Source organism: Methylosinus sp. DMC45 (assembly GCF_056313885.1).
The window spans coordinates 99,225-110,090 of the sequence record NZ_JBQUZK010000036.1; the positions used below are offsets into that span (position 1 = coordinate 99,225).

A 10,866-nucleotide genomic window follows, 5' to 3' on the forward strand; every position below is an offset into this window, starting at 1 on the left:
ACGCGCCCTCACAACATGCTGGGCAGAACGCGATCGGGCGGGCGGTGCCCGTCCATGAAAGTCTTGATGTTGATGATGACCTTCTCGCCCATGTCGACGCGGCCCTCATTGGTGGCCGAGCCCATATGCGGCAGCAGCGTGACCTTGCCGGCCTTGGCCAGCTTGACGAGCTTGGGCGAGACGGCCGGCTCATGCTCGAAGACGTCGAGGCCGGCGCCGGAAATCTCCTCCGCCTCCAGCATGCGGATCAGCGCATTCTCGTCCACGATCTCGCCGCGGGCGGTGTTGACGATGATGGCGTGCGGCCGCAGCTGCTTCAGCCTGCGGGCGGAGAGCAGATGATAGGTCGCCGGCGTATGCGGGCAGTGGATCGACAGAATGTCGATGCGCGCCAGCATCTGGTCGAGCGATTCCCAATAGGTCGCCTCGAGCTGGTCCTCGATCTCGACCGGCAGGCGGCGGCGGTTGTGATAATGGATGGAGAGGCCGAAAGCGCTGGCGCGGCGGGCCAGCGCTTGGCCGATGCGGCCCATGCCGACGATGCCGAGGCGCTTGCCGGTGATGCGATGGCCGAGCATCCAGGTTGGCGACCAGCCGCCCCAGGAGCCGTCTGGAATGGTGCGCGCGCCCTCGACGAGGCGGCGCGCCACGGCCAATATCAGGCCCATTGTGAGATCGGCCGTGTCCTCGGTGAGGACGCCGGGCGTATTGGTGACGGTGATCGAGCGGCGCAGCGCCGAGGCGACGTCTATGTGATCGACGCCATTGCCGAAATTGGCGATCAGCTTGAGCTGGTCGCCGGCCTGGCCGATGAGGCCGGAATCGATGCGGTCGGTGATCGTCGGCACCAGCACATCCGCGGTGCGGACGGCCTCGACGAGCTCCTCATGGGTCGCCGGCCGGTCGCTCACATTGAGGCGCGTGTCGAAAAGCTCGCACATGCGGGTTTCGATCACCTCGGGGAGCCGACGTGTCACCACGACGAGCGGCTTCTTTTTCGCCATCTTCCCCTTCGTCCTCCCGCCTCGCGCGACTAAGCTCTCCGGCGCGCCCGAAGGCCCGTTCCGCCGATCGAGCCTTTGGAGCGGTTTCGACGTCTCTTCAACCAGGTCTTAACGACGATGGATGAAAAGAGCGTTTCGCCGCCCGCGCCCCTTTCCCATCGAACTTCCTAGCAGATGGCGGGACAAAGACAAGACGAGGCGTCGTTCGCATCTGCGAAGGGCGCTCCCCGGGAGAAGAGTAGAAATGGACGCAAAGCCCCTTTTGAGCCGACGCGCGGCCGCCGCGATCCGCCGCCTCGCCGTCGATCTGCTCGCCATCGCCGCTCTGCTCGCCGTCGCGCCGGCGCGCGCCGACGCGCAGCAGCAGCTCGGCTCGGCGTCCGGCCTTCCCCTGCCGCGTTATGTCAGCCTCAAATCGGACCGCGTCAATCTTCACGAAGGGCCGAGCAAGGAGCATCCGACGCTCTGGGTCTTCGAGCGCGCCGGCCTGCCTGTCGAAATCACCGCCGAATTCGAGACCTGGCGAAAAATTCGCGATTCGGAGGGAACCGAGGGCTGGGTGCTGCATTCGCTGCTCTCCGGCCGCCGCACCGCCCTCGTCGCGCCCTGGAAGAAGGAGCCGATTCTCGCCTACGCCAGCGATCGTGCGACGGCGGTGGCGAAACTCGCGCCCGGCGTCGTCGCCAGCCTGCGCCGCTGCGACGGAGCCTGGTGCCGCGTCTCGGGAGAAGGTTTCGACGCCTATGTGAAGCAGGAGGGCCTTTGGGGCGTCTATCCGGGGGAGAAGATAGAGTGACCAGCCGATAGGCTCACTCGGCCGAGGACGCGAAGGCCCCCTCCCTCACCCTCCCCCGCTTCGCAGGAGAGGGCGGCGGCAGGCGTGTCGCGAAATTTCGATGAAGCGCCGCGTCTACTCCCTCTCCCGCGAAGCGGGGGAGGGCTGGGGAGGGGGCGCGAGCAGCGCCTCGATCCAGCCGCGCAGAAGCAAAGCGTTTCCGCTCAGTCCTCGTCCTTGCACAGGCGGACCACCACATCGACGCGGGCGATTCTCATGCCCGGCGGCGGCGGCGGCAGGCTGGCGACGTCCACATGGGCGCCGGGGATATCGACGAGCCCCTCGCCCTCGACCAGGAAATGATGATGCTCCGACACATTGGTGTCGAAATAGACGCGCGCGCCGTCCACCGCGATCTCGCGCAGCAGGCCGACATCGGTGAATTGATGCAGCGTGTTGTAGACGGTGGCGAGCGAGACCGGCAGATCGTCGGCCAGCGCCTCCTCGAAGAGCTTCTCGGCCGTCACATGGCGGTCGCCCTTGCCGAACAGCAGCCCGCCCAGCGCCACGCGCTGACGCGTCGGCCGCATGCCGGCCGCCATCAGCCGGCTGCGCAGCCGCCGCATGGCGTCGCTCGGCGCCCGCTCGGAGGTTTCGACCGTGAATTGCTCGACCGTCATTCGCCCGTTCTTCCCGCCCCGCATCATGTCTCTTTCGTTACAATAGGGAAGCTCGGCGGCAGAGACAATCTTTTCCTCCGCGGGCCGCTGTGGACCGACGAAACCGCTCTCGAGGCCGCGCGCCCCCTTTGACCCGGCGGGCGCCTATGTTAACGAATGCGGCTTCCGGTCCGCAGCGCGGCCGGAAATCGTCACGTCGCAGACGCAAGAAGGAACATCATGAGCGAACGGCGCTCGTCTTTCGGATATGAGGATCTGCTCGCCTGCGCGCGGGAAGAGCTTTTCGGCCCGGGCAACGCCCAGCTTCCGCTGCCGCCCATGCTCATGTTCGACCGAATCACGGAAATTTTCGAAGAGGGCGGCGCCCATGGCAAAGGCTATGTGCGCGCCGAGCTCGACATTAATCCGAGCCTCTGGTTCTTCGACTGCCATTTCAAGGGCAATCCGGTGATGCCGGGGTGCCTCGGGGTCGATTCGCTGTGGCAGCTCACCGGCTTTTTTCTGGGCTGGCTGGATCTGCCCGGCCGCGGCATGGCGCTGGGCGTCGGCGAGGTGAAGTTCAGCGGCCAGGTGCGGCCGCACAATAAGCTCGTCCGCTACGGCGTCGATTTCAAGCGCGTGTTCAAATCCAAGCTCGTCCTCGGCATCGCCGACGGCTGGGTGGAGGTGGACGGCGAACGTATTTACGAAGCGAAAGACCTGAAGGTCGGTCTCGCCAAGCCGGAAGCCGCGTGACGGCCCGACGGCGCGCCGATCGCGGCGCGCGAGACAATCGCCAAACCAGACGGGACAAAGCAAAAGCCCGCCGGCGCGAGGGAGTTCGGACATGAGAAGAGTGGTCGTGACCGGCATGGGCGTCGTTTCGTCCATCGGCAACAATACGCAGGAAGTCGTCGCCTCTCTGCACGAGGCGAAGTCGGGCGTCGTCAAGGCGGACAAATACGCCGAGCTCGGCTTCCGCTGCCAGGTGCATGGCGCGCCGACCCTCGACCCGTCGACCCTCCTCGATCGTCGCGCCATGCGCTTCCACGCCATGGGCACGGCCTGGAATCACGTCGCCATGGATCAGGCGATTCTCGACTCCGGCCTCGCGCCGGACGAAATCTCCAATGAGCGCACCGGCATCATCATGGGCTCGGGCGGCCCTTCCACCAAAGTCGTGGTTGAATCCGCCGATATCGCCCGCACCAAGGGGCCGAAGAAGGTCGGCCCCTTCGCCGTGCCCAAGGCCATGTCCTCCACCGCCTCGGCGACGCTCGCCACCTGGTTCAAGATCAAGGGCGTCAACTATTCCATCTCCTCGGCCTGCGCGACGTCGAATCATTGCGTCGGCAACGCCTATGAGATGATTCAATGGGGCAAGCAGGACATTATGTTCGCCGGCGGCTGCGAGGAGCTCGAATGGGAGCTCTCCGTGCTGTTCGACGCCATGGGCGCCATGTCTTCCTCCTTCAACGACCGCCCGGCGACGGCCTCGCGCGCCTATGACAAGAACCGCGACGGCTTCGTCATCGCCGGCGGCGCCGGCGTGCTGGTGCTGGAGGAATATGAGCGGGCCAAGGCGCGCGGCGCCAAGATCTACGCCGAGATCGCCGGCTATGGCGCGACCTCGGACGGCCATGACATGGTCGCCCCTTCCGGCGAAGGCGCGATGCGTTGCATGCGCCAGGCGCTCGCCGGCGTGAAGACGCCGATCGACTATATCAATCCGCACGCCACCTCGACGCCCGTCGGCGATCAGAAGGAGATCGAGGCGATCCGCGAGGTCTTCGGCCGCGGCGACAAATGCCCGCCGATCTCGGCGACGAAATCGCTGACCGGCCATTCGCTCGGCGCGACAGGCGTGCAGGAGGCGATCTATTCGCTGCTGATGATGCAGAACGGCTTCATCTGCGAGAGCGCCAATATCGAGGAGCTCGACCCCGAATTCGCCGATATGCCGATCCTGCGCCAGCGGCGCGACAATGTCGCTCTGCGCGCCGTGCTCTCCAACTCCTTCGGTTTCGGCGGCACCAATGCGTCGCTGGTGTTCAAGCACCCCGACGCCTGACGAGAATAGGACCAATCAAAGATGACGGTTTCAACGGGCCTCATGCAGGGCAAACGCGGCCTTGTCATGGGAGTCGCGAATGATCATTCCATCGCCTATGGCATAGCGCGAGCGCTGGCGCGGCATGGGGCCTCGCTCGCCTTCACCTATCAGGGCGAGGCGCTCGGCAAGCGCGTCCGCCCGATCGCCGAGGAGCTCGGCTCCAATCTGGTGATCCCTTGCGATGTGGAAGATATCGCGTCCCTCGATTCCGTCTTCGCGCGGCTTCAGGAGGAATGGGGCGAGCTGGATTTTCTGGTCCATTCGCTCGCCTATTCCGACAAGAGCGAGCTGAAAGGCCTCTACGCCGACACATCGCGCGAGAATTTCATCCGCACCATGGTCATCTCCTGCTTCTCCTTCACCGAGGCGGCGAAACGCGCGGCGGCGATGATGAAGAATGGCGGGACCATGCTCACCGTCTCCTTCGGCGGCGGCACGCATGTGATGCCCAATTACAACGTCATGGGCGTCGCCAAGGCGGCGCTCGATTCCTCCGTGCGCTATCTCGCGGCCGATTATGGCGCGCGCGGCATTCGCGTGAACGCCATCTCCCCCGGCCCGGTGCGGACGATGGCCGGCGCCGGCATCACCGGCGCGCGCGCCATGGGCGCGTTCCAAAAGGCGCATGCGCCTTTGCGCCGCATGATCACGCTGGACGAGATCGGCGGCTCGGCGCTCTATTTCCTGTCGGAGCTGTCGGGCGGCGTGACCGGCGAGATTCACGTCGTCGACGCCGGCTACAACATCATGCTGCAGCCGCGCCCCGAAGATTTGAACGGCGGCGCCGCAACGGCGGATTAGGCTCGCGTCCCTCGCTCGCCTTGACGCTGGCGGCGATCACCGAGAGCCGCGCCAGCTCGACCAGCGTGCCGATATTGGCCTTGGCCATGATATTGGCGCGGTGCAGCTCCACGGCGCGCAATTCGAGGCCGAGCCCTTCCGCTATGTCGCGGCTCGGCCTTCCTTTGGCGACGCCCGCCAGCACGCGGCGCTCGTCCTCGCTCAGCGCGCCGAAACGCGCCAGAACGGCGCGCGTCTCGGCGTCGCTCTCGGCCTCGCCGCGCCGAGACGCCAGCGCCCGCCGCACCGAGGCGAGCAGCGCCTCATCGTCGAAGGGCTTTTCCAGAAGATCGCTGGCGCCGGCCGCCATCGCCTCCACCGCGAGGGAAGCGCCGGCGCAGGCGGTGATGATGACCACGGGCGGCGTCGCCCCGGAGGCGCGCAGCCGCCGCGTCAGCTCGACGCCGGTCATGTCCGGCAACCGCATATCGGCGACGATGCAGCCCGATGTCTTCGGCCCCGCCTCGGCGAGACATTCCTCCGCCGCGCGATAGGCGCGTGGGCGAAAGCCGCGCGAGCGGAACATCAGCGTCAGCGCGTCGCGGATGGCCGGATCGTCGTCCACGAGGTGCACGAACGGCGCTGGTCTCATAGGCTGGCCCTTTCCGCGAGAGGAAGCGTGAAGCTGAAAATCGCGCCGCCGTGAGGATTGGGCTCGGCCCATATGCGGCCGCCATGCGCCTCGACAATGGAGCGGGAAATCGAAAGCCCTATGCCCATTCCGCTCGCCTTGCTGCTGCGGAAGGGCTGAAACAGCGCGCTGGCGCCGTCCTTCAGACCATGGCCGGTGTCGGCCACGTCGAGCCGCGCATAGCCGTCGGCGGCGGAGGTGGAGAGCGACAGCTCTCGCCGCGGCGCGCCGTCCATCGCCTCGACGGCGTTGCGCATGAGATTGACGATGACCTGCTGGATCTGCACGCGATCGGCGAGAACCTCGTCATTCTCGGCCTTGGCGGCGACGGTGATCTGCGCGCCGACCTGGCGCGCGCTGGCGACGCCCAGCGATTTCGCCTCCTCGACCAGAGCGCTGAGGCTCTGCACCGTCTTCACCGATTCGCCGCGGGTGACGAACTCGCGCAAGCGGCGCACGATGTCGCCGGCGCGCATCGCCTGCGCCCCCGCCTTGTCCAGAATATCCTCGACCTCGCTGCTCTGCTTGGGCTTGCGCTGCAGCAGCCAGCGCGCGGTGCGGACATAGGTCGCGATGGCGGAAAAGGGCTGGTTGATCTCATGCGCGAGCGCCGCCGCCAGCTCGCCCATCGCCGCGAGCCGCCCGGCGTAGGCGAGCTCCGAGCGCAGCTCGCAGAGCAGCGCCTCGGTGGCGCGCTCCTCGGTGAGATCGCGAATGACGGCGATGCGTTGGCGAAGCGCGCCGCGCGTCTCGGTCACGGTGAGCGCGGCCGGGAAGGCGGAGCCGTCCGGGCGCCGCGCCAGCGCGTCCGATCGCCGCTCGCCGGCGGCGAGGCGGCTCTGGGGCAGCAGCTGCGCGGCCTCTATCCCGAGCAACGCGTCGCCCGCGCAGCGGAACATCAGTCCCGCAGCCGCATTGGCGGCCGCCACCACGCCTTTCGCGTCGATTGTAAGCACAGCGTCCGACAGAGAGTCGAGAACGGCCTCGAGCCGCGCCGTATCGGCGAGGCGCAAATCCTCCCCGCCCCCGGCCGCGCGGCGCGAAGGCCGTGTCGACGCGGAAGTCTCTCGGAGCTCGGCGTGCGAATCGCTCGACGATCGGTCCATCGGCGAGTTCCCTCGAAACCTATTCGCTCTCGAAAAAGCCGGCGCGCCGCCAAACCATCGCCACGGTCGCCGCCCCGGAGTATTCTCCTCTGCCAGCGGGTTTCAATTCCGCAATCACGCGCAATACACAGAATTCAGACGTGAATTGCTCCGCTCGTGCTTTCTTTCCACCCGCCGAGAAAAGAATGGCGTCTCGCTACGTATTTTCCATAGCCCCTGGCGCCTCCTTTCTGGGCGCCTTCACGCGGTCTCTGCTGGATGGCGCGCTCATCCCCGGCCTCTCGCGCGAGAGCGGGCCGCTGGCTCTGGCCGCCACCACCATTTATGTGCCGACACAGCGCGCCGCGCGGGCTTTGGCGGCGCAATTCTCCACGGCGATCGAGGCGCCGGCGGCGCTGCTGCCGCGCATCTTGCCGCTCGGCGATCTCGACGAGCAGGAGGCCGCCGCGCTGTTCCATGTCGATCTCGACTCCGGCGAGGCGGCGCAGGAGCAGGCGCTGGCGCCAGCGATAGAGGAGCTGGACCGGCGGCTGATCCTGGCCGAGCTGACGCTGCAATGGGCGCGCGCGCTGCGCCACGCCATCGTCTCCATCGATTCGACCGGCGCGGTCGAGCACGACCCGCGCGAGATGCTGCTGATCGCCCCCTCCCCCGCCAGCGCCTATGCGCTCTCCGGCGAGCTGGCGCGGCTGATCGACGAATTCGCCATCGAGAAGCTGGAGGCGAGCGCGCTCGCCGGCCTCGCGGAGGAGGCCTATGACCGCTTCTTCGCGATCACCGCCAATTTTCTGAAAATCGCGCTCGAGGATTGGCCGAATATTCTCGGCGCGCGCGGCCTCATCGACCGCGCCGCGCGGCAGACCGCGCTGATCGAGGCGCAGATCGCGCATTTGGAGCGCGGCGGCGCGCGCGGCCCGGTGATCGCGCTCGGCTCCACCGGCGCGCATCCGGCGACGGCGCGCCTTTTGGCGGCGATCGCCCGGCTGGAGCGCGGCGCGGTGATCCTGCCCGGCCTCGATCTCGAGCTGGACGAGGCCGCCTGGCGCAGGGTCGGCGACGATGGCGAGAGCGAGCGCGACGAGCCGAGCTTCACCCATCCGCAGACGCTGCTGAAGCGTCTCCTCTCGACGATCGGCGTCACGCGCGAGGAGGTCCGCCCCATCGGCTCCGCTCCGCCCGTGCTGCGGGCGCGGACGCGGCTGCTGGCCGAGGCGCTGCGCCCCGCCGATTGCACCGATTATTGGCGCGAGTTCCGCGCCGCCGCGGCCGAGGGCTTCGCCGAAGCGCTCGCCGGCGTCTCCTTCATCGAGGCGGCGGACGAGCGCGAGGAGGCGCTGGCGCTCGCCCTTTCCATGCGCGAGGCGCTGGAGACGCCCGGCCGCACGGCGGCGCTCATCACGCCCGATCGCGACATCGCCCGCCGCGTCTGCGCCGAGCTGGCGCGATGGGGCGTGGAGGTCGACGATTCGGCCGGCCGACCGCTGGGCTCGACGCCGATCGGCGCTCTGGCGCGGCTCGTCGCCGCCACGGCGGAGGACGGCGCGTCGGCGATCGACGCCGCCGCTCTGCTCGCCCATCCGCTGACGCGCCTCGGCCTCGAGCGCGCGGAGATCGAGCGCCTCGCTCCGCTGGTCGAGATCGCCGTGCTGCGCAATGTCGAGAGCGGCGGCAGCTTCGCCGCAATGGCCGCGCCGGCGCGCGGGCTCGCCGAAGAGACGCACGCCCATCCGGCGCTGAAGCGCATGAGCGAAGAGGACTGGCGCGCGATCGCCGATCTCCTCGCCCGTCTCGACGAAGCGCTTTTTCCCCTCGCCGCGCTCACGCCGGAGGCGCGCCTCGGCGAACGCGCGCGCGCCCATGCGCTGGCGCTGGAGAAAATCGCCGGCGAGGAGCCCGCCGGCGAGGGCGTCGAGCAATTGCTGCAACTCTTCGATGCGCTGGAGGCCGCAGGCAGCGCGCTCATCTTCGACGCCGCCGGCTACGCCTCCTTCTTCGACCGCCTCGCCTTCGAGGCGAGCGCGCCCTCCCCGAAACGCGCGCATCCGCGCCTCAAGATTCTCGGCCTGCTGGAGGCGCGCCTGCTCGACGCCGATCTCGTGCTGCTCGCCGGGCTCGACGAGACGATCTGGCCGCCGCAGGCCGAATCCGGCGCCTTTCTCAATCGCGCCATGCGCCGGCAATTGGGCCTCTCGCCGCCGGAGCGCCGCATCGGCCAGACGGCGCATGATTTCGCCATGGCCTTCGGCGCCCCGGAGGTCGTCGTGAGCCGCGCGAAAAAGCGCGACGGCGCGCCGACCGTGGCGTCTCGCCTCATCGCGCGATTGGCGGCGCTCTCGGGCGAGGCTTTCGCCGCCTGCAAGGCGCGCGGCGATGAAAAATGCGCGCTCGCCGCCGCGCTGGATCGCCCACAGGAGATACGCGCCATATCGCGCCCGCTGCCGCGCCCGCCCGTGGAGCTGCGGCCGACGCGGCTCAGCGTCACGCGCATCGAAAAATTGCGCCGCGATCCCTATTCCGTCTTCGCCGAATCTATTCTGCGCCTGCCGCCCTTGCCGCCGCTCGGCGCGCCCAAGGGCGTGCGCGAGATCGGCGTCGCGATCCATGCGGCGCTGGCGAACTTCCAGGAGGCGCATCCCAAAGGCCCGCTGCCGGAAGACGCGCGCGCGCTGCTCGTCGAAATCGCGCGCGCCGAGCTAGGCGAATTCCTGGACGATCCGTCCTTCCTCGCCTTCGACTGGCCGCGCATAGAGGCCGGACTCGATCACGCGCTCGCCTTCGAGCGCGAGCGCCGCGAGCAAGCGCGCGAGATTTTCATCGAGAAAGGCGCCGGCTGGAAGCTGACGCTCGCCGACGGCAGCGTCTTCACCCTCTCCTGCGTCGCCGATCGCATAGAGGTGGATGCGAGCGGCGAAGCTTTCGTCTTCGATTACAAGACCGGCAATCCGCCGACCGCCTCACAGGTCGGCGCAGGCTTCTCGCCACAGCTCACATTGGAGGCGGCGATGATCGAGGCCGGCGCCTTCGACTCCATCGGCGCGCCGCGAGTCGCCGGCGCCGCCTATGTGCGGCTCGGCGGCAAGAGCGGCGGCGAGACCCAATGGCTGAAATTCAAGGACAAGGGTTTCGGCGACGTCGTCGCCGAGCATCGCGCCAATCTCTTCGTGCTGCTGAATCAGTTTCGTCTCGCCGACACGCCCTATCCCTCGCGGCCATGGGTGGAATTCGCCTCGCGCTACAGCGATTACGACCATCTGGCGCGCGTGAAGGAATGGTCGCGCGAGGGCGGCGGCGGAGAGGAGTGACGCTTCGCTGCGAAGTCACGAAGCGTTCACCCTGTTCTTTGACGCTTCGGCAAGGAATCGGCGGCCGATTTTCGGCGCTCCCGATTCGGACAGGGTTTGTGCGCGTCTCGTGCCGCAATTCCACTTTCGGGACCATGCGAAGAGGCCGACGATTCACCACTCGCTAAGCCTGTGAAGGCGGCGACGCGCCGAGCCGCGAAGACACCGCATTTACGAAGCCTTCGCCATGATGATTGACGCTTCGGCAAGGAATCGGCGGCCGATTTTCGGCGCTCCCGATTCGGACGCGGTTTGTGCGCGTCTCGTGCCGCAATTCCATTTTCGGGACCACGCGAAGAGGCCGACGATTCACCACTCGCTAAGCCTGTGAAGGCGGCGACGGGCCGAGCCGCGAAGACACCGCATTTACGAAGCCTTCGCCATGATGATTGACGCT

9 protein-coding genes are annotated in these 10,866 nt (G+C 67.7%); 5 read left to right on the top strand and 4 right to left on the bottom strand.

Features of this window, described 5'->3' with window-relative positions; all coding sequences use genetic code 11:
• Positions 1-8 precede the first annotated feature (8 nt).
• On the bottom strand, positions 9-1,004 hold the full coding sequence (locus ACT53T_RS09975) for a 2-hydroxyacid dehydrogenase (protein ID WP_018267880.1): 996 nt from the start codon (positions 1,002-1,004) through the stop codon (positions 9-11).
• 244 nt (positions 1,005-1,248) lie between these two features.
• Between ACT53T_RS09975 and ACT53T_RS09980 the strand changes: the two genes are divergently transcribed.
• A complete protein-coding gene (locus ACT53T_RS09980; protein WP_018267879.1) occupies positions 1,249-1,800 on the top strand; it encodes an SH3 domain-containing protein in 552 nt (183 codons plus the stop codon).
• 203 nt (positions 1,801-2,003) lie between these two features.
• Here the strand turns inward: ACT53T_RS09980 and irrA are convergent, their stop codons facing one another.
• Entirely contained in the window at positions 2,004-2,405 is a 402-nt protein-coding gene (gene irrA / locus ACT53T_RS09985; protein ID WP_036295536.1) for an iron response transcriptional regulator IrrA, read from the bottom strand.
• Positions 2,406-2,678: 273 nt separating this feature from the next.
• Between irrA and fabA the strand changes: the two genes are divergently transcribed.
• From fabA to fabI, 3 genes are all read left to right on the top strand, one after another.
• Positions 2,679-3,194, top strand: coding sequence for a 3-hydroxyacyl-[acyl-carrier-protein] dehydratase FabA (gene fabA / locus ACT53T_RS09990; RefSeq protein ID WP_018267877.1), 516 nt, complete (start codon positions 2,679-2,681; stop codon positions 3,192-3,194).
• Positions 3,195-3,285: 91 nt separating this feature from the next.
• Entirely contained in the window at positions 3,286-4,509 is a 1,224-nt protein-coding gene (fabB, locus tag ACT53T_RS09995) for a beta-ketoacyl-ACP synthase I (RefSeq protein WP_400765935.1), read from the top strand.
• 21 nt (positions 4,510-4,530) lie between these two features.
• On the top strand, positions 4,531-5,352 hold the full coding sequence (gene fabI / locus ACT53T_RS10000) for an enoyl-ACP reductase FabI (RefSeq protein ID WP_476161073.1): 822 nt from the start codon (positions 4,531-4,533) through the stop codon (positions 5,350-5,352).
• Here fabI and ACT53T_RS10005 read toward each other — a convergent pair.
• Both ACT53T_RS10005 and ACT53T_RS10010 read right to left on the bottom strand, forming a co-directional pair.
• Positions 5,297-5,983 carry a response regulator transcription factor gene (locus tag ACT53T_RS10005; RefSeq protein ID WP_476161074.1) on the bottom strand — a complete coding sequence of 229 codons (687 nt, stop codon included), beginning with the start codon at positions 5,981-5,983 and terminating at the stop codon, positions 5,297-5,299. The two genes, fabI and ACT53T_RS10005, sit on opposite strands and share 56 nt — an antisense overlap.
• Positions 5,980-7,128: a sensor histidine kinase gene (locus ACT53T_RS10010; protein WP_476161075.1), complete on the bottom strand. Its 1,149-nt coding sequence runs from the start codon at positions 7,126-7,128 to the stop codon at positions 5,980-5,982. Before ACT53T_RS10010 ends, ACT53T_RS10005 begins: the two co-directional genes overlap by 4 nt.
• Positions 7,129-7,313: 185 nt before the next feature.
• Between ACT53T_RS10010 and addB the strand changes: the two genes are divergently transcribed.
• Positions 7,314-10,430: a double-strand break repair protein AddB gene (gene addB, locus ACT53T_RS10015; protein ID WP_476161076.1), complete on the top strand. Its 3,117-nt coding sequence runs from the start codon at positions 7,314-7,316 to the stop codon at positions 10,428-10,430.
• Positions 10,431-10,866: the final 436 nt, after the last annotated feature.

Bases quoted from the DNA above. Each gene is read 5' to 3' on its own strand.
- ACT53T_RS09975 (WP_018267880.1), bottom strand. From the start codon at position 1,004: ATGGCGAAAAAGAAGCCGCTCGTCGTGGTGACACGTCGGCTCCCCGAG.
- ACT53T_RS09980 (WP_018267879.1), top strand. From the start codon at position 1,249: ATGGACGCAAAGCCCCTTTTGAGCCGACGCGCGGCCGCCGCGATCCGC.
- irrA (WP_036295536.1), bottom strand. From the start codon at position 2,405: ATGCGGCGGCTGCGCAGCCGGCTGATGGCGGCCGGCATGCGGCCGACG.
- fabA (WP_018267877.1), top strand. From the start codon at position 2,679: ATGAGCGAACGGCGCTCGTCTTTCGGATATGAGGATCTGCTCGCCTGC.
- fabB (WP_400765935.1), top strand. From the start codon at position 3,286: ATGAGAAGAGTGGTCGTGACCGGCATGGGCGTCGTTTCGTCCATCGGC.
- fabI (WP_476161073.1), top strand. From the start codon at position 4,531: ATGACGGTTTCAACGGGCCTCATGCAGGGCAAACGCGGCCTTGTCATG.
- ACT53T_RS10005 (WP_476161074.1), bottom strand. From the start codon at position 5,983: ATGAGACCAGCGCCGTTCGTGCACCTCGTGGACGACGATCCGGCCATC.
- ACT53T_RS10010 (WP_476161075.1), bottom strand. From the start codon at position 7,128: ATGGACCGATCGTCGAGCGATTCGCACGCCGAGCTCCGAGAGACTTCC.
- addB (WP_476161076.1), top strand. From the start codon at position 7,314: ATGGCGTCTCGCTACGTATTTTCCATAGCCCCTGGCGCCTCCTTTCTG.